15 protein-coding genes are annotated in these 24,676 nt (G+C 72.8%); 5 read left to right on the plus strand and 10 right to left on the minus strand.

Annotated elements, in window-relative coordinates:
* Positions 1-6 precede the first annotated feature (6 nt).
* Positions 7-2,031, minus strand: a complete 2,025-nt coding sequence (locus tag ACKUU6_RS10235; protein ID WP_407992085.1) for a glycogen debranching N-terminal domain-containing protein — start codon at positions 2,029-2,031, stop codon at positions 7-9.
* A gap of 998 nt (positions 2,032-3,029) precedes the next feature.
* Between ACKUU6_RS10235 and ACKUU6_RS10240 the strand changes: the two genes are divergently transcribed.
* Entirely contained in the window at positions 3,030-4,343 is a 1,314-nt protein-coding gene (locus tag ACKUU6_RS10240) for an alpha/beta fold hydrolase (protein ID WP_407988181.1), read from the plus strand.
* A gap of 38 nt (positions 4,344-4,381) precedes the next feature.
* On the opposite strand, the gene ACKUU6_RS10245 is transcribed toward ACKUU6_RS10240, so the two are convergent.
* The gene (locus ACKUU6_RS10245; RefSeq protein ID WP_407988182.1) at positions 4,382-6,031 is read right to left on the minus strand and encodes a DUF4192 domain-containing protein; all 1,650 of its coding nucleotides are present in this window, start codon (positions 6,029-6,031) and stop codon (positions 4,382-4,384) included.
* A gap of 221 nt (positions 6,032-6,252) precedes the next feature.
* On the opposite strand from ACKUU6_RS10245, the gene ACKUU6_RS10250 reads away from it, so the two are divergent.
* The 4 genes from ACKUU6_RS10250 (at position 6,253) to ACKUU6_RS10265 (ending at position 13,146) form a co-directional block, all read left to right on the plus strand.
* Complete coding sequence (locus ACKUU6_RS10250; RefSeq protein ID WP_407988183.1) at positions 6,253-8,457, plus strand: DEAD/DEAH box helicase; 2,205 nt, start codon at positions 6,253-6,255, stop codon at positions 8,455-8,457.
* A 395-nt stretch (positions 8,458-8,852) separates the two neighbouring features.
* On the plus strand, positions 8,853-9,476 hold the full coding sequence (locus ACKUU6_RS10255; protein ID WP_407988184.1) for a hypothetical protein: 624 nt from the start codon (positions 8,853-8,855) through the stop codon (positions 9,474-9,476).
* A gap of 221 nt (positions 9,477-9,697) precedes the next feature.
* On the plus strand, positions 9,698-10,690 hold the full coding sequence (locus tag ACKUU6_RS10260; protein ID WP_407988185.1) for a chitinase: 993 nt from the start codon (positions 9,698-9,700) through the stop codon (positions 10,688-10,690).
* Positions 10,691-10,701: 11 nt separating this feature from the next.
* Positions 10,702-13,146, plus strand: a complete 2,445-nt coding sequence (locus ACKUU6_RS10265; protein ID WP_407988186.1) for a PQQ-dependent sugar dehydrogenase — start codon at positions 10,702-10,704, stop codon at positions 13,144-13,146.
* A 72-nt stretch (positions 13,147-13,218) separates the two neighbouring features.
* Here the strand turns inward: ACKUU6_RS10265 and ACKUU6_RS10270 are convergent, their stop codons facing one another.
* The 8 genes from ACKUU6_RS10270 to ACKUU6_RS10305 all read right to left on the minus strand — a co-directional run bounded on the left by ACKUU6_RS10270 (position 13,219) and on the right by ACKUU6_RS10305 (position 24,669).
* Positions 13,219-13,605 carry a hypothetical protein gene (locus ACKUU6_RS10270; protein WP_407988187.1) on the minus strand — a complete coding sequence of 129 codons (387 nt, stop codon included), beginning with the start codon at positions 13,603-13,605 and terminating at the stop codon, positions 13,219-13,221.
* Between the two features lie 428 nt (positions 13,606-14,033).
* A complete protein-coding gene (locus ACKUU6_RS10275) occupies positions 14,034-14,717 on the minus strand; it encodes a ribonuclease HII (RefSeq protein ID WP_407988188.1) in 684 nt (227 codons plus the stop codon).
* Positions 14,718-14,842: 125 nt separating this feature from the next.
* A complete protein-coding gene (locus ACKUU6_RS10280) occupies positions 14,843-16,459 on the minus strand; it encodes a DUF4153 domain-containing protein (RefSeq protein WP_407988189.1) in 1,617 nt (538 codons plus the stop codon).
* 161 nt (positions 16,460-16,620) lie between these two features.
* On the minus strand, positions 16,621-19,731 hold the full coding sequence (locus ACKUU6_RS10285) for an Ig-like domain-containing protein (RefSeq protein WP_407988190.1): 3,111 nt from the start codon (positions 19,729-19,731) through the stop codon (positions 16,621-16,623).
* A 111-nt stretch (positions 19,732-19,842) separates the two neighbouring features.
* Positions 19,843-20,787, minus strand: a complete 945-nt coding sequence (locus tag ACKUU6_RS10290) for a carbohydrate ABC transporter permease (RefSeq protein WP_407988191.1) — start codon at positions 20,785-20,787, stop codon at positions 19,843-19,845.
* Positions 20,784-21,785 carry a carbohydrate ABC transporter permease gene (locus ACKUU6_RS10295; protein ID WP_407988192.1) on the minus strand — a complete coding sequence of 334 codons (1,002 nt, stop codon included), beginning with the start codon at positions 21,783-21,785 and terminating at the stop codon, positions 20,784-20,786. Before ACKUU6_RS10295 ends, ACKUU6_RS10290 begins: the two co-directional genes overlap by 4 nt.
* A gap of 77 nt (positions 21,786-21,862) precedes the next feature.
* On the minus strand, positions 21,863-23,221 hold the full coding sequence (locus tag ACKUU6_RS10300) for an ABC transporter substrate-binding protein (RefSeq protein ID WP_407988193.1): 1,359 nt from the start codon (positions 23,219-23,221) through the stop codon (positions 21,863-21,865).
* A 245-nt stretch (positions 23,222-23,466) separates the two neighbouring features.
* Complete coding sequence (locus tag ACKUU6_RS10305) at positions 23,467-24,669, minus strand: cytochrome P450 family protein (protein ID WP_407988194.1); 1,203 nt, start codon at positions 24,667-24,669, stop codon at positions 23,467-23,469.
* Positions 24,670-24,676 lie beyond the last annotated feature (7 nt).

Here is a 24,676-nt window from a genome sequence, read left to right on the forward strand (position 1 = left end):
GCTGGTTCAGCGTGCGCCGAGTTGGAGCTCCGCTGACGCCTCCTCCACGACGGCCACCCCGATCCGGCTGACCCGGACCGAGAACGGCTCGCCCGCCACCCGGAGGCCGCTGAGCTCCAGCTCTCCCAGCGGAGCGGTGCTGGCCGGGCGGACGGTGACCCGCCCGGCCGGCACATCGGGCCGGACGCCCGCCAGGGCCGTCACCAGGTGGACCGCGGCGGCCGAGGAGAGCGCCGCCGGACGGCAGGCCGCGGGGTGCGGCACCGGCGGACACCCCGTCAACCGCTGCTCCCCCGCGTACATCTCCGGCAGCCGCCCCTCGAAGTGGGTGGCGGCGTCCAACAGCCCGTCCAGCAGGACCCGGGACTCCCGCTCGAATCCGGCCTCGGCCAGACCGGTGATGGCGAGCACCGTCTCGTGCACCCGGCTGGCGCCGCTGCGGTGGCCGAGCGGATTGAACCGGGGTGACTTGGCGCTGAGCGTGCGCAGGCCCCACCCACAGTCGAACTCCGGGGTCACCAGACGCTGGGCCAGGATCCTGGTCTGCTCACGGTCGAGCAGGCCCTCGTGCTGCGCCCCGTCCCCGGCCAGGCCGAGGTCCAGCAGGTGCACGAAGGACGAGGCCACGGCGGGCAACTGGCGCCCCGGTGCCGCAAGTGCGGCGGCCGGGCGGCCACCTGACAGGTCGTCGATCCAGAACTGGTCGCGGAACCGCTCCCGGAGACCGGTGGCCCACTCCCGCCACTCCTGCGCGCCGGGACGGCCGAACGCCTCCAGCAGCTCAGCACCGTGCAGTGCGGCCCGGTGCGCCTGGGCCTGCACCTCGCAGCGGGCCGGAACCGGTCGGGCGGCCCGCTCCTCGGCGGAACGACCGAGGTCGGTGACGAACCCGACCGGCCCCTCGGGCCCGTTGACAGCCGGCCGGTCATCGGCGCCGCCGGCGCTGCCGCTGTCGTCGCTGTCGCGCTGAGCGGCGTCGCCGGGCACGGCGCCGTTGGCGCGCAGCGCGGCGAGTGCCCGCTCGGCGGCAGGCAGCAGCTCGGCGACCTCGTGGCGCGGCAGGCCCCAACGCCAGGCCTCCGCCAGCACGGTGACGAACAGCAGGGTCGCCTCGGTGGCCGTGCAGGACGGCGGCAGCTCCGGGCCGGCGTGCCGCAGCACTCCCGGGATCACCCCGGACTGCGGGCCCGCGGTCGGCTGTCGGCGGGCCAGCGCACGCAGCGTGCCGGCCGCGAGGCGGGTGCCGAGCGGCAGCACGAGCCTGGCGGCCCACAGGGCGTCGGCGGCGGTCAGGCCGAACCGCCAGGGCGCGCCGGAGACCGGGTACAGGTCGGTCGGCCGGTCCGCGTCGGCGACCAGCAGGCCGCCCAGCGCGTCCAGCGAACGCGGTACCAGCAGCTCCACTCGGGGGTCGTCGCACCTGACCTCGGGCTCGGACCAGGGCAGCGGCACTCCCGCACCACGGCCGGTCGGCGGACGTACCCCCACCGGGGTGGCGGTCTCCAGTGCCATGGTCAGCTCGACCGACCAGCGGGCCCCGGGCTGTACCTCCAAGTCCCAGCGCAGGACACCGGCGCCGGCCAGCACGGCGTGCGGCGAGGGACGGGAGGTGACGGTGGCGCTGTGCTGGGGACCCGCCCAGCGCAGCCCGGCCGACTGGACCTGCCCGGGGAGGTCCGCCGAACGATGGCCGACCGCGATCTCGACCAGCGGTCCGAGGTCGGTGCCGAGCGCGATCTCCAGCGGTATGCGGGCCGGACGACTGCCGGTGTTCCGTACCGTCACGGTCTCCACGCCGTTGGCGTGGCGGAGCCGTTCGACCGTCAGGGTCGGGTCCGGATCGGGGTCGCCGGGGAGGCGGACGGCACCGACGAAGCGCGCCTCGGCGGCGGAGGTGAGGGTGCCCTGGAGCGGCATCGGTTCCATCCCGCCGAGCCGGACCTCCATCCTGGCCAGGGTGCGGACGCCCGCGCGGTAGAAGCCGTGCAGACCCTGGCCCCGCAGTTGGCCGTCCGGCCCGGATGCGGCCATCGCCGGGGCGCTGACGCAGAGCACGGTGGCGTGCGTGGCGACGGGCTGCGGGCGGGCCTGGACGGGCGGACGCGGCGGCTGGCCCGGGGCACCGGCCGAGGGAGCGGGATGCGGCACGGGGCCGGGCCCCTGGTCGGGACGCAGGACCCCGGACCTCGACGGGCCGTCAGCGGCCGGGCGTGCACCGGGCGGTGCGTGCGGCGGGCGCGAAGGTGCGGACTGCGCCGCAGGGTGGGAAGGCGGGGAGAAGGAGCGGGGCGGCGCCGCAGGGACGCCGGCGGGCCAGGCGGGTCCCGCCGGGGCGGCGGCGGGGCCGACACCGGGGGCGGGGCGCAGGGCTGCCGCGGCGGGACCTGACGGCGCGGCAGACCCGGCGGGGGGCGGCGTGCCCAGGGAAGGCCTTGGGTCGGTCACCAGGCTCTCCTTCTTCGGTCGGTCGACGGCTGGGCTGCCGGTCGGCCGGGCTCGTGGCCGATCACGGGCGGGTACGGCTGGTTCGGAGCGGCGGTCGGACCGCTCGGGGAGCGTGGCTCCGAGGCCACGTCCGTGGTGCGGTACCGGATGCCCGGACCGGCCGTGTCGTGAGCCGCGCTGCTCCGGCTCCCGGGCACGCGCCGTCCAGGCGTCGTTCGGGCGAGCGTCATTCGGTCAGGCGTCGTTCGGTCGGGCATCGATCGGGCGGGTGTCGTTGGGTCGGTAGGTGCATATGCCTCGCAGGTTGAACGCACCGAACCTCCCCCAGGTCACGCCGATCCAGCTGTCATCGGCAGGCCGGTCACCTGCCGCACCAGTTGTCGCACCGCCTCGACCAGCCGCTGTCGGCGGCGGTCGGCAACGGCTCCCCCGAGTCGTTCGCGGCCGGAGTGCGCCGACCTGAACCCGGCCCCCAACTGCCTCGCCCGCGTCAGGATACGGTGCGGTGGCGGCGGCGGGCGCACCGGGAACACCGTGGGCGGCCACCGCTCAGCGCCTGTGACCAGCGTGTACCGAGGAGTTGTATGTCCACCGCCAGCCGGCTGCCCGGGATTGTCACCACCGACCACGTCTTCCACCTGCCGCTCGACCACCGGACTCCGGAGGGCGAGCAGATCGAGGTGTACGCCCGGGAGGTGGTCGCCTCCGGCCAGGAGGGCGCCGACCTGCCCTGGCTGCTCTTTCTGCAGGGCGGCCCCGGAGGCAAGGCGAACCGCCCGGTCGGCCGGGACGGGTGGCTGATCCGGGCCCTGAACGACTACCGGGTGCTGCTGCTCGACCAGCGCGGCACCGGCCGCTCCACCCCCGCCACCCGGCAGACCCTGGCCCGGCGGGGCGGCCCGCAGCAGCAGGCCGACTACCTGGCGCACTTTCGGGCCGACTCGATCGTCCGGGACGCGGAGCTGATCCGCCGTCAGCTACTGGGGGACGGCGTCCGCTGGAGCCTGCTGGGCCAGAGCTTCGGCGGCTTCTGCGTCCTGAGCTACCTCTCGATCGCCCCGGAGGGCGTGCGGGAGGCCTTCGTCACCGGCGGCCTGCCGGGCCTGTGCAGCTCGGCCGAGGACGTCTACCGGGCCGCCTACCCCCGGGTGGTCAGGAAGAACGCCGGTCACTACGCCCGCTACCCAGGGGATGTGACGGCGGTTCAGCGGATCGCCGCGCACCTGCTGGAGCGGCCGGCCGCGCTGCCGGGCGGCGGCCTGCTCACCGTGCAGGCCTTCCAGGGGCTCGGCATGCTGCTCGGCACCGGGAGCGGCTCTCACGTGCTGCACTACCTGCTGGAGGAGGCCTGGGTCGAGGGCGTCGCCGGACCCGAGCTCTCCGACACCTTCCTGGCCGGGGTGCAGGCCCAACTCTCCTTCGCTCAGGGCCCGCTGTACGCGGTGCTGCACGAATCCATCTACGGCCAGCGGTCGGTCGACCCGGCCGGGACCGAGTGGGCGGCGGAGCGCGTACGGAAGGAGTTCCCCGAGTTCGACGCCGAAGCCGCGGTCCGGGAGGGGCGGGCCGTGCTCTTCACCGGGGAGATGATCTACCCGGCGCTGTTCGAGAGCGATCCCGCCCTGCGGCCGCTGCGGGAGACCGCCCAGCTGCTTGCGGAGCGCACCGACTGGCCGGACCTGTACTCGCCGGAGCGGCTGGCGGCCAACCAGGTGCCGGTGGTGGCAGCGGTCTACCACGACGACATGTACGTCGACACCGCCGACTCGCTGGCCACCGCGGACGCCGTTCAGAACGTCCGCGTCTGGGTCACCAATGAGTGGGAACACGACGGGCTGCGGGTGAGCGGTGGCGTCGTCCTCGACCGGCTGATCCGGATGGCGCGCGGAGAGCTCTGACACCGGAGCAGCCCGGGCGACCGGCCCCTGTCGACCGCTCAGCGGGCCCGCCTGGCCCGGTGGGCGCGGTGCGGACGGTGGGCCCGCCTGGCCGCGCGGACCGTGAGCGGGCCCGCTTCCTCGGGGAGGTCGAAAGCGGGGCCGCCGCCACCGCCGGCTCCCCGGCCCGAGCGGCGCGCCTTCCGGCGGCTCTTCCGGGACGAGGGCAGCTGGCCGGACCGGCCAGGCTCACCGGACTGATGGGGCACACGCGGTCGGTCTGCCTGGCTTGACCGGGTCGGCGGGCCGACTGCTCCGGACGGAGCGACGGGTGCGGAGTCGTGGTCGGGCCCGTCCGGCCCGGTAGGACCGGCTGCACCGTCCGGCGAATCCGGCTGGCACTGAGGCGGCGTCGCCACAGTCGGCGGCCCTGGCGGTGACGGCGCGACCGGCGGCTCGGGGTTGTCCGGCGGCCCGGGGTTGTCCGGCGGAACCGTAGCGCCCGCCCGCCTGAGGGCCGCCAACTGCTCGCGCGCCCGGCGTTCCTCGCGGACCCGGTCGTGCAGCTCGCCCGGGTGCAGGCCGCCGTTGAGCGACTCGTACAGCAGCTGGGCCAGCGTGTACCCCTGGTCGAGATCGAGCACCCGGGCCAGCACCACCCGGGCCGTCGCGGTGTCCCCCGCCAGCCAGGATGTCCAGGCCAGCAGGGTCAGCGGGGGTGCCGCGTAGTGCTCGAAGGGCGGGACGCACTGGCGGGCGAGGTAGCGCCACAGCCGCTGGGCAGGGATGAGCTCGTCCGGCTCGGCGTACTCGGCCGCGCGGTCGCGGGCCAGCTTGTCCTGGAGACCGACCAGCAGGCGCGCGGCACGGGCCCGGTCGAGCTCGCGGGCCCCGGCGCCGAACTCGGCCAGCACCTCGGCGAGCAGCGTGGCCGTCCGCTCCAGCGTCGCGGGCCGCCCGCCGGGGCCGGAGAGCTCGTGCATCAGCAGCGGCCCGGCAAGCTCGATCGCCTCCCGGACGGGCGCGTCCCCCGGCGGCCCGATCGGGATCAGCCCGGCGGCGATCGCCTTCCGGCTGCCACGCGGTGCCACCCCCGCGAAGGCGGCGGCCGCGGCGATCGGACTGGGCAGCCGGACGGAGCGGATCGGCACCCCGGCCGGATCGCAGCAGCTCTCGCCGCCGCACAGGAAGGACCACCAGCGCCCGTCCGAGACGAGCAAGGACTCCTTCACCAGCACGTCGGCGGAGCGGAACGCCTGGGCGAGTTGCTCCGCCAGCGGCCTGAGGCCGGCCAGCACCCCGAAGCCACCACCCGGATCGCCGCCCGCCGAGCCGCCGGCGGAGCCACTCGTCGAGTCGCCGGCGGAGCCACCGGCGGCCGTCGCTTCCGCCGCGTCCTGGCAGAGATAGAGCAGCACCTGCTCGGGCGGCCTGTCCCGCTGCCCGGAGAGGGTGACGAGCAGCCGGGCGGTGTCGGCCGCGGCCGACGGCCACTCGGCCGGATCGGTGGGGATGTCGAGCCGGATGACCCCGCCCTGCTGAAGCATCGGCCCCTGGAGACCCACGGCGACGATGCTGTCGTCGGGGAAGAAGCCGAGCAGGTAAGGCAGCATCTCGGCCATGTCGGCCGGGCCGCGCATCTGGAGCGGGACCTGCCCGGAGAGCGGGCCGGTGACGGACTGGACCAGGTGTTCCTCGTTGCCGTTCATGTCGAGAAGGGTCCCGCCGGACCACGCGCCGGACCGGAGCGTGCCCCACGCCTGTGGATAACCGAGGGGGGTCAGCATCAGTACACTCGTTCGGAGCAGCGAACATATCAGCACATTCAGCAACAAATGACACTCATTCAGATGATCTAATGACCAACCGGCCGCGCACCTCCTCAGGCCGGAGTTCGCCGTCTGTCGCCCCCAGCCTGTATCCATGAGCCATGACCCAGCCGCTGCAGCACCCCGCCCCCACTCCCGACCGCGCCGCCGTCCGGGCGCGGGCCGAGGCCGTGCTCCGTGAGCTGGCCGGCCCGGCCGCCGTGCTGCGGGAGGACCAGTGGCTGGCCATCGAGGCCCTGGTGGTCGACCACCGCCGGGCCCTGGTGGTGCAGCGCACAGGGTGGGGCAAGTCCGCCGTCTACTTCATCTCCACCGCCCTGCTCCGGGCCCGGGGCGCGGGCCCCACGGTGATCGTCTCGCCGCTGCTCGCGCTGATGCGCAATCAGGTCGACTCCGCCGCCAAGGCGGGCATCCACGCCCGCACCATCAACTCGGCCAACCCCGAGGAGTGGGACGAGATCCAGGCCGAGGTGGCGGCCGGCCGGGTGGACGTGCTACTGGTCAGCCCCGAGCGGCTGAACAACCCGGACTTCCGCGACCAGGTGCTGCCCAAGCTGGCCGCCTCCACCGGCCTGCTGGTGGTCGACGAGGCGCACTGCATCTCCGACTGGGGCCACGACTTCCGCCCCGACTACCGCCGCCTGCGCACCATGCTGGCCGAGCTCTCCCCCGGCGTCCCGGTGCTGGCCACCACCGCGACCGCCAACGCCCGGGTCACCGCCGACGTCGCCGACCAGCTGGGCACGGGCGCCGGTGACCACGCGGACGGCAACGCGCTCGTCCTGCGCGGCCCGCTCGACCGGGAGAGCCTGAGCCTGAGCGTGCTCGAGTTGCCCGATCCCGCCCAGCGGCTGGCCTGGCTGGCGGACCACCTCGCCGAGCTGCCCGGCTCCGGCATCGTCTACACCCTGACGGTGGCCGCCGCCGACGAGGTGACCGCCTTCCTCCGCGAGCGCGGCTACCCGGTCGCCTCATACTCGGGCCGCACCGAGGACGCCGAGCGCCGCACCGCCGAGGCCGACCTGCTGGCGAACCGGGTGAAGGCCCTGGTCGCCACCTCCGCGCTCGGCATGGGCTTCGACAAGCCCGACCTCGGCTTCGTGGTCCACCTGGGCTCGCCCGGCTCCCCGATCGCGTACTACCAGCAGGTCGGCCGCGCGGGCCGCGGGGTGGACCGGGCCGAGGTGCTGCTGCTGCCCGGCCGGGAGGACGAGGCGATCTGGCGGTACTTCGCCTCGCTCGGCTTCCCCGCCGAGGAGCAGGTCAGGCGGACGCTCGCCGCGCTGGCCGAGGCCGGTCGGCCGCTCTCCACCGCCGCCTTGGAGCCGAGGGTCGACCTCCGCCGGGCCCGGCTGGAGACCATGCTCAAGGTGCTCGACGTGGACGGCGCGGTCCGCCGGGTGCGCGGCGGCTGGACGGCCACGGGGCAGCCCTGGGCGTACGACGCCGCGCGCTATGCCAAGGTGGCCGAGTCCCGGGAGGCCGAGCAGCGGGCGATGCGCGAGTACGCCGCCACCACCGGCTGCCGGATGGAGTTCCTCCGCCGCCAGCTGGACGACGAGCAGGCCGCACCCTGCGGACGCTGCGACAACTGCGCGGGCACCAGGCCCTCCGCCGAGGTCTCGGCGGAGGCCGACTCGGCGGCCCGGGCCGCGCTCGGCCGGCCCGGCGTCAGTTTCGAGCCGCGGCGGCTCTGGCCGACCGGAATGGAGGCGATCGGCGTCCCGCTCAAGGGCCGGATCCCGGCGGGCGAGCAGGCCGATACCGGCCGGGCCCTCGGGCGGCTCTCCGACATCGGCTGGGGCATTCGGCTGCGTACCCTGCTCGCAGACGACGCGCCGGACGCCCCCGTCCCGGCCGACGTACTGGACGCGATGGTCACCGTGCTGGCCGACTGGGCGCGCGGCCCCGGCGGCTGGGCCGGTCCGGTGGACGCCGACGGCAAGCGACCGGCCCGCCCGGTCGGGGTGGTGACGATGGCCTCGGCCCGCCGTCCGCAGCTGGTCGGCAGCCTCGGCGCCCGGCTGGCCGAGGTCGGGCGGCTGCCGCTGCTCGGACAGCTGGAGTACGCGGGCGGCCAGCCCCCGCGCGGCGCCCGGAGCAACAGCGCCCAGCGGCTGCACTCACTCGCCGGCGCCCTGCTGGTGCCACCGGCGCTGCAGGAGGCGATCGCTGCCTCCCCCGGCCCGGTGCTGCTGATCGACGACCTGGTCGACTCGGGGTGGACGGTCACGGTGGCAGCCCGCCTGCTCCGCCAGGCCGGCGCGGGCCCGGTGCTGCCGCTCACCCTCGCCGTCCAGGCTTGACCCAGCCCCGACGGCGGAGGTCCGGTGCTGCCGCTCACCTTCGCCGTTCAGGCCCGACCCAGCATCGAGCTCCGCACTCAGCTCGCCGTCCAGACCTGCCCCCACCCCCGACGGAGAACGCGACCCCCAAACGACCACCCCAAGCGGACAACCTGGCCGGCCCGACCTGACGGATCCGACCCTCCATCAGCCGAATGGCAGTGCGCTCGGGGTGGAATATATCCGGCAGACCATCGGCATTCGGGCGCCGTTCGTCATTTCATCGTTGCCGCTCGTCCCCATCTGGCCCGAGAATTGGGAGGTACCCAGAGCCCGGTCCGACGGACCCGGCTTTCGGCGTACGCAGACCCCGCGCGCTCCCGCACCCCACGGGCGGCGGGCCGGGAAGGAGGATCGTGATCAACGGCAGCGACCGACACCGGTTCTCCGGAAGACGCGTTCTCGACCTGGAGAGCTGGAGCAGCTCCGACATCCCCCTGCTGCGCGACCCGCGCGAGTTCGTGGCCGAGCTGCACCAACGGCACCTCCCGCAGCCGGGCACCACGGTGGTCGCGGTCTTGGACGCGCTGCACCAGGTGACCGCCTCCGCCTCGTTCGCCGCCCGCCAGCACAGCGAGGACGGCTGGCAGCACCGACACGAGATCCTCACTCACCTGCGCCTGATCACCCCGCACGACCTCCGGCTGGCGCAGCCGAAGCGGACGGCCGTACTGCTGCGCTGCCGTGACGGTGCGGCAGGCTGGACCCGGCAGGATGGCGCCTGGATGTGGGCCCTGCGGGACGCGGCCGCACTGCACGGGCTGCGCTGCGGCTCGTACATCGCACTGACGCCCAGCGGTTGGCAGTCGCTCGGGGACGGCCGCAGCGGACGCAACCCGCACTCGGGCTCCTGGGTCGACGGGCCGGTGCACACGGTGACCGAGCTGAGCCCGCGTCCGGCGCGCCCGCAGTCCGGCCAGCCGGGCCGTCCCGGGCAGGTGGCGCCGGTCCGCCCGCTGCACCGCTTCGCCACCGGCTGACCAGGCGCCACCTCACAGCGCCCACCACCTCTTGTCGGCCACACCCCGCCTCGGACCAAGACCTCAACAGCCGGGCCGACTTGACGCAGAGCATTCAATCGGAAAGTTTCCTAACCAAACTCTTGACCCTTCGCGCTTCGTGGCTCGATTCTGAACGGTGCCCTCAAGTCCGGCGCCCCGCCCGGAACTTCCCGCGCACCAGACCCAAGAAGCGAGCAGACATGCCCAGTTCCGCTCCCCGCCGTACCGCCAGCGTGGTGCTGGCCGCCGCCCTCGGTTCCACCGCCCTACTGCTGACCCCCACCGTCAGCTCGGCCGCCACCGGCCCCGGCCCGATGGCGGCCGCCCCGTACGAGTACCTGGGCTGGGGCAGTCCGCAGAAGCCGACCGACGTGATGGCGGCCACCGGCGTGAAGTGGTTCACGCTGGCGTTCGTCCTCTCCGACGGCGGCTGCAACCCGAAGTGGGACGGGAGCCGGTCGCTGACCGGCGGCTCCGACGAGGCGGCCATCAAGGCGATCCGGGCGGCGGGCGGGGACGTCGTCATCTCGGTCGGCGGCTGGAGCGGCAACAAGCTCGGCGAGAAGTGCACCAGCGCCACCGCGCTGGCCGGTGCGTACCAGAAGGTGATCAACGCCTACCACCTGAAGGCGCTGGACATCGACATCGAGGACACCGAGTTCTCCAGTGCGACGGTCCGTCAGCGCGTGGTCGACGCGCTGAAGATCGTCAAGACCAAGAACCCCGGCATCGTCACCTACGTGACCATGGGCACCACGCCGAACGGTCCGGACGCCACCGGCAAGGACCTGATCAAGCGGGGCGCGGCGGCCGGGCTGGCCAACGACGGCTGGATCATCATGCCGTTCGACTTCGGCGGCCACAGCGGCACCATGGGCCAAGCGACGGTCAGCGCCCTGGAGGGCCTGAAGTCGGCGGTGAAGAGCGCGTACGGCTACAGCGACGACGCGGCCTACCGGCACAGCGGCGTCTCCTCGATGAACGGCATCACCGACGAGCCGGGCGAGACCGTCACCACCGGCGACTTCAAGACCGTCCTGGCCTACGCGAACCAGCACCACCTGGCCCGGTTCACCTTCTGGGCCGTCAACCGCGACCGCCCTTGCGGCAGCGGTACGGACGCCGACGCGTGCAGCGGCATCGCGCAGTCGCCGTACGCGTTCACCAAGATCGTCGTCCAGTACCAGGGCTGAGGGGAGCAACCATGCGTCCCCTCAAGGCAGTCAGCGGCCTGGCCGTCGCGGCCCTGCTCGTCGGCGCGGCCGCCGTACCGGCCGCGTCGGCCCCCGTTCTCGCCGCCTCGGCAGCGCCGACCCGGTACGAGGCCGAGACCGCGGCGTTCTCGCTCGCCGCGGTCGAGGCCAACCACACCGGCTACTCGGGCACCGGGTTCGTCAACGGCGACAACGTGACGGGCAGTTGGGTGGAGTTCACGGTGAACGCCACTTCGGCCGGCACCGCGACGATCGCGATCCGGTACGCCAACGGCACCACGCTCGACCGGCCGGGCGATCTAGCCGTGAACGGCAGGGTGGTCTCCGCCGCCCGCTCCTTCCCGTCCACCGGGACGTGGGACGACTGGGCCACCTCCACGGTGACCGCCCAGGTCACGGCCGGAACCAACCGGATCCGGCTCACCTCGACCAGTGCGACCGGCCTGCCGAACCTCGACGCCCTCGACCTCGACATCCCCGCACCGACCACCGACTACCAGGCGGAGGACGCGGCGACCGGCCAGGCCGCGGTGGCCGCCAACCACACCGGCTACACCGGCACCGGCTTCGTCGACTACACCAACGTCACCGGCTCGTACGTGGAGTTCACGGTCAGCGCGGGGACGGCCGGCAGTGCCGCACTGGCCCTCAGGTACGCCAACGCCGGGACGGCCGACCGGCCGATGGACATCGCGGTGAACGGCACCGTGGTCGCCGCCGGAGTCAGTTTCCCGCCCACCGCGAACTGGGACACCTGGGCGACCAGGACCGTCAACGCCAACCTCATCGCCGGGACCAACAAGGTCCGCGCCACCGCCACCACGGTCAACGGCGGACCCAACCTGGACCGGCTCCAGGTCGGCACCGCCGCCGACACCAGCGCGCCCAGCAGGCCCGGCACGCCCAGCTGTTCGGCCGTCGGGGCGAACAGCCTCACGCTCTCCTGGGGTGCCTCGACCGACAACGTCGGCATCAGCGCCTACGACCTCTACGAGCACGGCAACAAGATCGGCGAGGCGCCCGGCGACAGCACCGCCACCCAGCTCACCGGCCTCGTTCCGAACACCACCTACAACCTCACGGTGATCGCCCGGGACGCCTCGGGGAACGCCTCTGCGGCCAGCGTCCCGGTCGACTGCACCACGCTGACCAGCAGCGACCCGCTGCCCAGCAGGCCCGGTACGCCGACCGTGTCGGGGATCGGCTCCACGGGCGCGACGCTGAGCTGGGCCGCCTCGACCGACGACAAGGGCGTCGTGGCGTACGAGATCCGCAGCGGCAGCGCGGTGGTGAAGACGGTGACCGGGACGCCGCCCGCCACCTCGACCGCGGTGACGGGCCTGGCCTGCGACGCCCCGTTCACCCTCACCGTGGTGGCCCAGGACACCGCGGGCGGATACTCGGCGCCGTCCGCTCCGGTGTCGTTCACCACCGGTGCCTGCTCCGCCGACGGCGGTCTGCCGGGCTCGCCGACCGCCCTCTCCGGTGGGTGGACCGTCCCCTGGGGCGTCTACTGGATGCCCGACGGCAAGAGCGCGCTGGTGACCGAGCGGGACAGCTTCAGGGTCTTCAGGACCACCCCGGCCGGCGTCCGCACCCAGGTCGGCACCGTCCCCAACGCCGTCACCACCGACGGCGAGGGCGGGCTGCTCGGGGTCGCCGTCGATCCCAACTGGTCGACCAACCACCGGGTCTACTTCATGCACACCGCCGCCGAGGGCAACCGGATCGTCCGGATGAGCTACGACGGCACCGCGCTCAGCGGCTACACCGTGCTGCTCCAGGGCATCCAGAAGAACCGCTACCACAACGGCGGACGGCTGGCGTTCGGCCCCGACGGGTTCCTGTACGCCACCACCGGCGACGCCCAGACCCAGGCCAACGCCCAGGACCGGAACTCGCTCAACGGCAAGGTCCTGCGCCTCACCACCGACGGCAAGCCGGCGCCCGGCAACCCGTTCGGCAACTACGTCTACAGCTACGGGCACCGCAACCCGCAGGGGCTGGCCTTCGACCGCAACGGGCGGCTCTGGGAGGCGGAGTTCGGCGACTCCAAGTTCGACGAGCTCAACCTGATCAAGCCCGGTGCCAACTACGGCTGGCCGACCTGCGAGGGCACCTGCAACACGGCCGGGATGACCAACCCGAAGGCCAGCTGGGCGGTCAACGTCGCCTCCCCCAGCGGGATCGCGATCGTCCGCAACGTGGTCTACATGGCCGCACTGCGCGGCGAGCGGCTGTGGCGGATCCCGATCAACGGTGACACCGAGACGGTCGGTACGCCGACCTCCTACTACGTCGGCAGCTACGGCCGGCTGCGCACCGTCAGCAAGGTGCCCGGCGCGGACCAGCTCTGGCTGACCACCACCAACGCCGACAACAAGGGCGGGGCGGCCGACGGGGCGGACAAGCTGTTCCGGATCACCATCGGCTGAGGCCGATGGAGTCCGGTGCTGTGGCGACCCGCGAGCAAGGGGTCGCCACAGCGCCGCGTCGGGCGGATCCGGTCAGGCCAGGACCGGCGTGCCGGCACCGGGGAACAGCGGCGCCACCGTGTCCACGTCGCCGCAGACCATCAGCAGCTCGCCGGCCAGCGCGTGCGCGGCCCGGGCGGCCTCGGCCAACCGGGCGGCGGGCACCGGGGAGTTGACGACCAGGACGACCACCTCGCGGCCGACCGTCCGGGTCGCGGTGGCATCCGCGTAGAAGACGTCACCACCCTCGGTGAGCTGCGCCCAGTAGCGCTCCTCGCCGAAACCGATCTCGTGCTGCTGCCAGGGGTGCGGATCACCGACCGTCAGGACCAGGACGGTGTCCGGACGCCGCCCGGCCTCCAGCAGCCGGTCGACGGTGTCGTCGGCCCGGTCGACCGCGCCGCGTGTGGTCGAGGGCACCAACTGGACCGGGGTGACGGGTCGTCGGGCCGGCGGCGGGCCGGGACGCGGCCCCGGCCGGGGTGCGGCCGGACGCGGGCCCGGCACCGGGCGGGCGGCTCCGGCGGGGACAGGTGTGCGGGGGGCGCGTGCGTCCGACTCTCGCGGGAAGGGAACGCCGGGGCCCGGGGTACTCTCGTGAATCTCCGGCTCCTCGGGGAAGACAGGCATGCCCGATGTCTATCAAATGCCGGTCGAATGCGCACGGGCGCCCCACCAGTTGGAACCGACCGGCAATCATTGGACCACGAACTGTCACCGCACGTCCCAACACCGGGCGAACCGCAGGCCAACGCGAGCCCGACGGGCCGGCGGAGCAAGGGCCAACACGAGACCGACGCGCCGGCAGACCGCAGGACGACGGCAAAGCCGACGGCCCGACGACGAGGTCAGAAGCCCAACGAGAGCTGTTCGTCCGCCGCTTCGGTGAACCGGCTGCGCTTGAGGTGGCTCCACCTCGGCAGCGCGTCCAGGTAGGCCCAGGAGAGCCGGTGCTGACCGGTCGGGCCGTACTCGTCCAGCGCCGCGCGGTGCACCGGCGAGGGGTAGCCCGCATTGTCGGCGAAGCCGAACTCCGGGTGGTCCAGGCCGATTTCGGCCATCATCGCGTCGCGCTTCACCTTGGCCAGCACCGAGGCGGCCGAGACGCAGACGCAGGACTGGTCGCCCTTGATCACGGTCCGGACCCGCCACGGGCCGCCGAGGTAGTCGTGCTTGCCGTCCAGGATCACCGCGTCCGGGCGGACCGGCAGGGCCTCCAGGGCCCGGACGGCGGCCAGCCGCAGCGCGGCGGTCATGCCGAGCTCGTCGCACTCCTGCGCGGAGGCGTGGCCGAGGGCGTACGCGGTGACCCAGTCCGCCAGGACGGGGGCCAGCTCGGTCCGGCGCTTCTCGGTCAGCAGCTTGGAGTCGGTCAGCCCTTCCGGCGGCCTGCGCAGCCCGGTGACCGCCGCGCCGACCGTGACCGGACCGGCCCAGGCACCCCGGCCGACCTCGTCGAGACCGGCCACCAGCTGGGCTCCCGCCCGGCGCAGCGAGCGCTCGACCGAGTGGGTGGGTGGCTCGTACGGCATCGCGGGTCCATTCCGGCAACGAAGGTCTGACGCCCTCAGACTACGGCACCCCGTGGTTGTCCCGACGGTCGCGGACGGGCCCCCCGGCACGCCCGCGACCGCCAAGTGTGGTGTGCTGCCGGTCGCTAGCGGCTGGTGGTCCCGAGGACGCTCCGGGCGCAGGCCGAGGGCCAGTCCTGGCCGACCGGCCGGCCCCGCAGGATGTCGGCCGCCCGGGCCTCGGCCAGGCTGGTCGAGTACCAGGACCGGTCCCGGTCGGCCAGGGACTCGGAGATCCGGCCCAGCGCACAGCTGCGCAGGTCGCCCTCCAGCCGGTCGAGCGCGGGGACGGCATCGGCGGAGAGCCCGCCCAGGTAGCCAATGTCGATGCTGTAGCCGTCCTCGGAGCGGGCGACGTTCTGCTCGGCGATCATCGCGTCCGGTCGGATCAGCCCGAAGACCGCGACCCCGACCACCGCGCTGAGCACCACCGCGCGGGGCAGCCAGCGCCGAGCCCCGAACACCACGCCGACGAGTACCAGCAGCAGCACGACGCCGAGCCAGAGTTCGACGGCGGTGACCGAGATCCGCAGCCGGGTCAGGCCGAAGGCGCCCACGTAGCGCTGCATCCGGTAGTACGCCGTGGCGACCACCACCACGGTCAGCGCGCAGAGCAGGCCGACCAGGCTCTTGGTCAGCAGCCGGTCGCCGGCGGTCCGGCGCGGCGCCCAGTGCTGGGCGAGCGCGACCACCACCAGGGTGAGGACGGTGACCCAGAGCAGCTGCCAGAAGCCCTGCCGGGCGTACTCGGCGGGCACCAGGCCCGGCTTGCTCATGACGGCCTCGTAGCCGCCGAAGAAGACCACCGCCTGGATCGCCACGAAGGCGCCGAACAGCAGGTTGAGCGCGACCATCGGGACGGCCCACTCCAGTCGGGTCCGGGTCCGGCCGGGCCTGACGGGCAGTCGGTCCCAGCGGCGCGGGGCGGCGGCGGTGTGGGCGGCGCCGAGCGCCACCACCAGTCCGCCCCAGAAGAACACGACCCGGGCCGGCAGGTCGGAGAGGTCGACGCTCGGGGTCAGTCCGTCGAGCAGGTCGGCGACCGCCGCGTCCGCGCTGGCGAACAGGGCGCCGAAGACCACCAGCAGCACCGCGGCGACCAGGACCGCCTTCAGGACCGGCAGCACCTTCGCCTTGGCGGGGTAGGACCGGCCCCGGGCCGATCCGGCCGCCCAGAACAGCGAGGGCAGGAAGTGCGCCCACACGCCCAGCGGGCCGAGCAGCACCCCGGCCCACCTGGTGCCGCCGTGCAGGGCCAGCGAGGCGACGCCGAGCGCGACCGTGACCGCCAGGAAGACCGGCCAGCCCGCGTCGGTGAGGGCGGGGACGGCGGCCAGCACCAGCGCGGCCAGCACCCACGTCACGGTCCACGGCCGGACCCGGCGGCCCCCCGCCCGTGCGGCCAGGGCGGCGGGGACAGCGGCGGCCAGCGCGAACAGCAGCAGGTTGACGCCGAGTCCGTGGGCCATCAGCACCGCCGAGAACAGTCCGGCGCCGACCGCCGCACCCAGCACCCGCAGCCGGGGCGTGGCCGGCACCCGGGCCGCGGTGGCGGTGATCCAGGCCGGCGTGGACGGCCCCACCGGCGGCCGCCAGGGGTTGGCCGAGCCGGCCGGGACACCGGTGCGAGCACCGGCACCGGGGCCGGAGCCACCGCCGGAGCCCCCGGGTATCGGCGGACCGGGCACAGTGGGACTGGACATGACGCTCCCTCAGGGTTCGACGAGCGGCGCGAATCCGGACGGGGATGCCGCGCCGCTCGTGACCCTAGGGGCCGAGCGCCACTTCTGAACAGGTTCAAAACATCCCTGCGACCGCCTTGTCGCAGAGCTGTGACAGAACCTGACGGATCAACGGGCCCGGATCAGTACGACCCGTACAGCGAGTACGACAGCGTCGTCCTGGTCGCCGTGCCGAAACTGCTCGGCCAGGTCCCGAACGGCACCGCCGCCCCCTGGTACGCGCCGACCCCGAACGCGCCGGTGCTGTACTGCATGTTGTTCACCGTCCCGCCGGTGCCGTTGGTGTTGTAGACCAGCCAGTACGCCGTGCCCGCGCTCAGCGTCACGTTCACCGGCAACGCGTTCCAGGCGTTGGCGGTCAGCGTGCCCGCCGCCGTGGTGGCCACCAGGGTGCCCGGTGCACCACCGGCGTCGGTGTAGACCGCCAGCTGGTACTGGTTGTTGGGGGCCGGGCTGATCGCGCCGACGTGCACGCTCAGCTGGTTGAGCGTCACCGGGGCGGCGCCGGTGACGATCCGGCTGCCGTTCAGGTGGTTGGCGTCGGTGTCGTCGGTCTGGGTGCCGATCTCACTGTTGCCGATGGTCAGCGGCGGCGCACCGGCCGTGGTGAAGGTGAGGACGTACGGCGCGGCCAGCTGGTTGCCGGCCACGTCCCGGACGCCCTGCACGGTCGCGGTGTACCCGGTGGTCAGGTCCAGGGCCGCCGCCGGGGTGAAGACCACCCCGCTGGTGGTCGAGTCGTACGAGACCGAGCCCGCCACCGCCGCTCCCCCGGCGGTGGGCCGCAGCGTGACGGCCGAGCCGTTCACCGTCGCCCCGTCCAGCGGCTCGCTGAACGAGAACCGCACGGGGGTCCCGGCCGGTACGGCGGGTGCGCCCGCCGTCGGCGAAGTCCCGCTCACCGTCGGCGCGGTGGTGTCCTGGCCGTAGCTCGCGGTGTAGCTGCCGACCGCGCCGTCGAAGAACGCGTAGGCGACGCCCTTGACGGTCTCCACCCGGTACGGCAGCGACTGGCCACCCCGGCTGATCCCGGTCAGCGTCCCGGTGGCGGACTGCACGGGGAGCATCGCGCGCAGCCCGTTCGCCCCGCCGGTGATCCCGAAGCTGAGCGAACTGCCGTTCCAGGTCAGGCCGGTGAAGGCCGAGCCGTTCCGCCCGTCCAGCCAGGTCAGCAACTGCCGCCCGGAGACCACCGGCACGCCCTTGGCCTTGGCCGCCGCGATCACCTGGTCGGAGACCTGGGAGGGCGCGAAGTCGGTGTGGATGTTGGCGGTCAGCGCGGCGTAGTACCCCTCCGGGCCGTACGCGGCGTTCAGCAGGGTGTTGACCGTGCCCGGGTAGGACTGGCCGGACTCGTCGGTCAGCTGGGTGGCCGCCTGGTAGACGTCGATCAGGCTGCCGTCGGTGTCGGCGAACTTCATCGGCATGCCGGTGCCGTTGAAGTACCCGGGCCGGTTCTGCACGAAGGAGGACGGGTAGAAGTAGTAGTCGTGGTCCAGCCGGATGCCGTTGGCCAGCTTGGTCTTGGCCTGGGTGGCCCAGTCGTCCCACTCCACGCAGTGCGTCCGGCTGCTGGAAGGCGTGGGCAGCGCGGGGTACTTGGTCTTCCAGGCGCTCAGCTGGCTCGCGTACACGGACTGCAGGTTCGCCGCGGTGCCCCACGGCCGACAGTTGGTGGTCACGTGCACACCGACCTCGAAGCCCTCGTCCGAGTAGGCCTGCGCCTGCGCGGGGGTCAGCGGACCACCGGTGTACAGGTACGAGGAGCCGCGCACGCACTCCCAGTCGGCCACCACGCAGCCGGGCGGGCTCTGCGTGATGTAGTAGTCCCAGCGGCCCGCGGTGCCGCCGACGCCGTGGTCGTCACCGGTCATCACCACCACCGCCTTGACGTCCCGGGGGAAGTACCAGAACCGGGGCAGCGGGGTCTTCGCCAGGTCCATCCGGGTGACCAGGTTGGCCAGCAGCCGCTGCTGCTCGTCGGCGATCGGGATCAGCGCCTTGCCCAGGTCGTTCCAGTCCGACTGCCCGTTCAGGCCGAAGAACATCTCGCTGGCCTCGTAGCCGTCGGTGCCGTCGCGCTGCTGCCCCGCCCAGGCCGCGTTGCCCTGCCGGGTCTGCACCACGGACTTGGCCAGGTCGAAGGTGAAGGCGGCGGCCTGGCCCGAGCCGGCCGCGCGGACCGAGACCGCCGGGTTGACGGTCGCGGTCGTGGCGTCGCTGTACAGGCCGGCCACCGCGGTCGCCCCGTTCAGGGTGTAGCGGTCGGCGGTGCCGTGGTAGCCGATGGTCTCCCCGGTCAGGCCCGCGCCGGGCGCGGCCGAGGTGTCGATCCGCAGGTAGGCGTCGGACTGGGTGCCCGCGGTGGCGGTCAGGCCCAGCAGCGGGGCGAGCTTCTTGTCCGGCCGCATGGCGATCAGCCGGCCGCCGCCGTTGGTCCAGTCGGACAGCACGGTGACCTGGGCGTCCGTCAGCGGGGTCTCGCCGAGCAGCACCAGGTCGTGCTGGGCCAACAGCGCCGGGGTGACCTGCGAGAGGTCGACGACCTGGTAGTGGTTCAGCCCCTCGGCCTTGAGGATCTCGGTGTAGTACCGGCTGTACGGGTTGGCCGCCGTGGTGACCAGCAGCACCGGACCCGAACTCCCGGGCCCGGCCCCCGGGGTGGGGGTGCCGCCACCGGTCGGGGTGTAGGTCGCGTAGAGCGAGAACTCCAGCGAGGTGTTGGTCGAGGCGCCGAAGCTCGCGGGCCAGCTGCCGTACGCCGTAGCGGCGTTGCTGTACGCGCCCTTGCCGCCGCCGTTGTACTTGAGGTTGTTGACCGCCGTGCTCGCGCCGTTGCTGTTGTAGGCCAGCCAGTACGGCGTGTTGGGGGCCAGGGTGGCCGCGACCGGCAGGGTGTTCCAGCTGTTCGCGACCAGCGTGCCGGCCGCGCTGTTGGCCACCAGGGCGCCGGGCTTGCCGCTGGCGTCCTGGTAGACCGCCAGCTGGTACTGGTTGTTGGGCGCCGCCCCGACCGGGCCGACGTACGCGCTGACGCTGCTGACCTGGCCTCCCCTGGCGCCGGTGACGAACCGGGAGGCGTTGAGGTGGTTGGAGTCGCCGGAGTCGGTGGCGGCGCCGATCGTGGTGTTGCCGAGCGTGGCCGTCTCGGCCGCGCTCGCGGGGCCGGCCGAGAGCGCCGTCGCCGCGAGCAGGGCCACCATCAGCCCCGAGAGTCGTTCTCTGTACCCCACACCCATCCCCAAGTGTCCGATAACAACATCGTCGGCGAAATGCCGTTACCGGTGTACAGCTTGCGGAGAGCCCCCGTACGCAGAACCCACACATTCCCGGGGCATGACAGCTCAGCCCTTGACGGACCCCGCCAGCAGTCCCTTGACGAAGTACCGCTGGAGCGCGAAGAAGACGATCAGCGGGATGATCAGCGAGAGGAAGGCCCCGGCCGTCAGCAGCTCCCAGCGGCCGCCGAACGAACCGGAGAGCTGGGCCAGCCGGACGGTCATCGGCGCCACCTCGGGGGTGCCGCCCGCGAAGGTCAACGCGACCAGCAGGTCGTTCCAGACCCAGAGGAACTCGAAGATCGCGAACGAGGCCAGCGCCGGGGTGCAGAGCGGCAGCACGATGGACCGGAAGATCTTGAAGTGCGAGGCGCCGTCCATGATCGCCGCCTCCATCAGGTCTCGCGGCAGCTGCGAGATGAAGTTGTGCAGCAGGAAGGTGGCCAGCGGCAGCGCGAACATCGTGTGCGCCAGCCAGACCGGCGCGTACGTCCCGCTCAGGTTCACCGCCGGGATGACCGTCAGACCGCCGAGGTGCGCCCCGCCGGAGAACAGCTGGAGCAGCGGGATCAGCGCCATCTGCAGCGGCACCACCTGGAGCGCGAAGATCACGAAGAAGACCGTGTCGCTGCCCCTGAACCGCACCCAGGCCAGCGCGTACGCCGCCATCGCCGCGATCACCAGCGGGAAGACGGTGGCCGGCACGCTGATCGCCAGCGAGTTGACCAGGAACGGCATCATCCCGGCACTGACACCGAAGCCGCCCTCGAACAGCACCGTGTGGTAGTTGGAGAGGATCAGCTGGGGGTGGGTGAACACCTCCCACCAACCGCTGGTCGCCACCTCCTGCTTGGGCCGCAGCGAGGTGGCCAGCAGGCCGAAGGTGGGGACCGTCCAGAGTACCGTCACCACGATGACGAACAGCGAGCCGAGCGGTCCGCTGAAGGACCGTCGGACGGCGGTGGAGCCCTTCACCGGAGTGCTCGTGGAGCCCTTCACCGGAGTGCTCATCGAGTCTCACGCTCCTTGCGCAGCTGGACGATGTTGTAGGCCACCAGCGGCAGCACAGCGAGGAAGAGCAGCACCGCCAGGGTGCTCCCCCGGCCCACGTCGAACTGGGTGAAGGACTGCGCGTACATCTCGTTCGCCAGCACCTGGGTGCCGAAGTTGCCGCCGGTCATGGTGCGGACGATGTCGAAGGCCTTCAGCGTGGTGATCATGACGGTGGTGAGCACCACCACGAGCGTGGTGCGGATCATCGGCACCGTGATGAACCAGAACAGCTGCAGGCCGCGCGCGCCGTCCAGCCGGGCCGCCTCGGTCACCTCGTCCGGGATCGCCTTGATCGCGGCGGAGAGCACCACCATGGCGAAGCCGGTCTGCACCCAGACCATCACGGCGATCAGCAGGAGGTTGTTCACCGGCTGGCTGAGGATCCAGTTCGGCGGGTCGTCCCAGCCCAGGCTGACGGCCAGTTGGCTGAGCAGCCCGATCTGCGGCTGGCCCGCGCCCCGGGACTCGTAGACGAACTTCCAGATGATCCCGGCGCCGACCAGCGAGACCGCCATCGGCAGGAAGATCAGCGACTTGTACAGCCCCTGCCAGCGCATCCGCTCCACCAGCAGCGCCAGCGTCAGGCCGAGGCCGGTCGCGGTGAGCGGTGCCACCACCAGCCAGAGGGCGGTGTTCAGCAGCACGGTGTGGATCGAGTCGGTGGTGAACGCCCAGTCGTAGTTGCGCAGGCCGACCGAGCGGTCGCTGTCGGCGTTGTAGAAGCTCAGGAAGACGGTCCGGACCAGCGGCGCGACCAGGCCGACCACCAGCAGCAGGACGGCCGGGCCGAGCATCACCAGCACCGCGAGCGGCCGGGCGAACCGGCCGGTGGCCCGGCCGGCCGCGAAGAAGACCAGCAGCAGGATGCCCAGGAACCCGGCGATCGCGCCCAGGCTGTTACCGAACTTGATCCCGGCGTCGCTCCAGGCGGAAGCGGCCACGAGGGTGGCGGGCATTCAGGAGTCCTTCCCGGCAGGGGGATGGGGGGCGGCGCGGGCGGGTGGACCCGCGCCGCCCCGTGACGGTCGACCGACTACTGCTGCGGCCAGGCCGCGTCGATGTCGCCCGCCACCTTCGGGATGGCCTGTCCCTCGGCGAACCAGGCGGTCAGCGCCTTCCACTCGGCGCCCGCGCCGACGGCGGCGGGCATCAGGTCGGAGGCGTCGAACCGGAAGGTCGTGGCGGGGTCGGTCAGCGCGGCGGCGGAGAGCCGGTCGATCGGGTCGGTGTAGAGGCTCTTGTCCACGCCCTGGTTGGCGGAGACCCAGCCGCTGGTCACCTTGACCCGGCTGCTCGCCCACTCCGAGCTGGACAGGTAGTTCTGCACCGCCTGCACCTCGGGCCGGTTCGAGAAGGCCGCTACGAACTCGCCGCCGCCCTCGACCGGGTTGCCCACCGCGGGGTTCACCGCCGGGAGCTGGAAGGCGAAGATGTCGCCGTCCTCGCCGATCTTGGTGCCCTTGGGCCACTGCGCCGCGTAGAACGAGGCCTGCTGGAGCATCGCGCACTTGTTGGTCAGGATCGGCGCGCCGGCGTCCTGGAAGGTGGTGGTGGCGATCGACTTCACGTCACCGATGCCGCCGTTCACCCAGGCCGGGTTCTGCATCCAGTCGGCCACCGTCTGCATCGCGGCGGCGATCTTCGGGTCACCGAACTTCACCTGGTGGCTCACCCACTGGTCGTAGACCTCGCCGCCGTGCGAGCCGAGCACGACCTCCTCCAGCCAGTCGGTGGCCGGCCAGCCGGTCGCGGTGCCGGAGCCGATGCCGCCGCACCACGGCTTGGTGGAGCCGGAGGCGGCGATCTTCCCACTCAGCGTCATCAGCTCGGCCCAGGTCTTCGGCACCTGGTAGCCGGCCGCCTTGAAGGCCTTCGGCGAGTACCAGACCAGCGACTTCATGTTGGAGCTCATCGGCGCCGCGTAGAAGGTGCCGTTCACCGACCCGTAGGTCTTCCAGATCGGGCTCCACTTGGCCTCGTTGGCCTCGGTCTGGGCCGGCGGCTTCACCACCTTGCCGGTCTTCACCATCTGGGCCAGCACCCCGGGCTGCGGGATGATCGCCAGATCAGGAGCGTTGCCACCGGTCACCCGGACCTGGATCTGCGACTCGAAGTCCGGCGAGCCCTCGTAGGAGATCTTGATCCCCGTACAAGAACTGAACTCGGCCCAGGACTTCTCCAGCGAGTCCGACTCCGGGCTGCGGATCGAGGCGAACATCGTCACCGTCTTGCCGGAGCTCCCCGCGTACGCCTGGTACTTGACGCAGTCGCCGGTCAGCGGCGCGGCGGAGCCGCCACCGCCGCCGTTGCTGGTCGAGGAGTTGGAACAGGCCGCCGTGAGGGCCAGGGCGAGGACGGCGGGTACGGCCAGCAGCCGGGGGCGGAGGGTCATCGGCAGCCTTCGATCACGAACTGGACGGTGGTCAACGAGGTCCTCCTTGCCAGGGCATGACATGCCAGCAGTAAGACGGAACAACAGGCGCTGAACCAGAGAAGTGAGTTACCGGCCCGTCGGGCTGGCTCGAAGACGTTAACCCAGTCGTGATCCGCCGCCAAGGTGTGCGTTCGACCTTCATCGGCCAGTGCCGCAGTCGTGACCTGGCTGTGCTGCGCGGGCGGGTTTGGCCGTAGGAGGGGTCAGAGCAGGACCGGCAGCGCCTTCAGGCTGTTGACCACCATCGACGGGCTCGGCCGCAGCTCCGCGTCCGGCACCGCGAGTCGCAGCTCGGGGAAGCGCTCGAACAGCGCGGGCAGCGCGATCCCCGCCTCCATCCGCGCCAGCGACGCCCCCGGGCAGATGTGCGGGCCGTGGCCGAAGGAGAGCAGCCGGGCCGGCTCCCTGGTGACGTCGAACACCTCGGCGGTGATCCCGTGCTGGGCCGGGTCGCGGCCGATCGCGTTGTAGGAGACCAGCACCGCGTCCCCGGCCGGAATCACCACCTCGCCGTACGGGAGGTCGGCGGTGGCGAAGCGGAACAGGAAGTTGCTGGTCGGCGGCGTCCAGCGGAGCGACTCCTCGACCACCGCCGACCACGGCACCTCACCCTTGCGCACCAGCTCCAGCTGGTCCGGATGGGTGAGCAGGGCCCGGACGGCGTTGCTGATCAGGTTGACCGTGGTCTCGTGCCCGGCCGCGATGATCACCCGGACGGTGGCCGCCGCCTCGGCGTCGGTCAGTGCGCCGCCCTCCACGTCGGCCGCCAGCAGCGCGCTGATCAGGTCCTCGCCGGGCGCGGCCCGGCGCGCGGCGACCAGGCCGTTCACGAAGGCGTTCAGCGCCGCGATGATCGCCGGGACCTCGGCCGGGTCCTTCACGCTGCTGAAGAAGCGCTCGTACAGTTCGCGGATCCGGGCGTGGTCCTCCTCCGGCAGGCCGAGCAGGCTCCCGATCACCGTCATCGGCAGCGGGAAGGCGAAGACCGTCTTGAGGTCCACCTCGGGCCCGGCCGCCGCCACCTTCTCCAGCAGCTCGGCGGTCATCGCCTCGATGCCGGGCCGCATCGCCTCCACCCGGCGCGGGGTGAACGCCTGCGCCACGATCGAACGCAGCCTGCGGTGCTCCGCGCCGTCCGTGGTGACCATGCTCGGCCCTGGCACCGCCAACCCGATCAGCGGCCAGCTCCCCGGCACCTCGCCGCGCTGGTAGGCCGCCCAGTGCCGGGCGTCCTTCACCAGCCGCTCGTCGTTGAGCAGCGCCCTGGCCGCCGCGTGCCGGGTGATCGCCCAGGCCCGGACGCCCCCCATCAGCTCCACCCGCACCACCGGCCCGGCCGCCCGCAGCAGCGCACCCTCGGCGGCGTTGTCGGTGGCCAGCGGATCCATCACGATCGGGGCGGGCATGTGTACT

Source organism: Kitasatospora sp. CMC57 (assembly GCF_045866025.2).
In the GTDB taxonomy this organism is placed as follows: domain Bacteria; phylum Actinomycetota; class Actinomycetes; order Streptomycetales; family Streptomycetaceae; genus Kitasatospora.

Coding starts and splice junctions, on each gene's coding strand:
- ACKUU6_RS10280 (WP_407988189.1), bottom strand. CDS start 16,459: ATGTCCAGTCCCACTGTGCCCGGTCCGCCGATACCCGGGGGCTCCGGC.
- ACKUU6_RS10250 (WP_407988183.1), top strand. CDS start 6,253: ATGACCCAGCCGCTGCAGCACCCCGCCCCCACTCCCGACCGCGCCGCC.
- ACKUU6_RS10245 (WP_407988182.1), bottom strand. CDS start 6,031: ATGAACGGCAACGAGGAACACCTGGTCCAGTCCGTCACCGGCCCGCTC.
- ACKUU6_RS10235 (WP_407992085.1), bottom strand. CDS start 2,031: ATGGCCGCATCCGGGCCGGACGGCCAACTGCGGGGCCAGGGTCTGCAC.
- ACKUU6_RS10290 (WP_407988191.1), bottom strand. CDS start 20,787: ATGAGCACTCCGGTGAAGGGCTCCACGAGCACTCCGGTGAAGGGCTCC.
- ACKUU6_RS10300 (WP_407988193.1), bottom strand. CDS start 23,221: ATGACCCTCCGCCCCCGGCTGCTGGCCGTACCCGCCGTCCTCGCCCTG.
- ACKUU6_RS10275 (WP_407988188.1), bottom strand. CDS start 14,717: ATGCCGTACGAGCCACCCACCCACTCGGTCGAGCGCTCGCTGCGCCGG.
- ACKUU6_RS10240 (WP_407988181.1), top strand. CDS start 3,030: ATGTCCACCGCCAGCCGGCTGCCCGGGATTGTCACCACCGACCACGTC.
- ACKUU6_RS10295 (WP_407988192.1), bottom strand. CDS start 21,785: ATGCCCGCCACCCTCGTGGCCGCTTCCGCCTGGAGCGACGCCGGGATC.
- ACKUU6_RS10260 (WP_407988185.1), top strand. CDS start 9,698: ATGCCCAGTTCCGCTCCCCGCCGTACCGCCAGCGTGGTGCTGGCCGCC.
- ACKUU6_RS10305 (WP_407988194.1), bottom strand. CDS start 24,669: ATGCCCGCCCCGATCGTGATGGATCCGCTGGCCACCGACAACGCCGCC.
- ACKUU6_RS10265 (WP_407988186.1), top strand. CDS start 10,702: ATGCGTCCCCTCAAGGCAGTCAGCGGCCTGGCCGTCGCGGCCCTGCTC.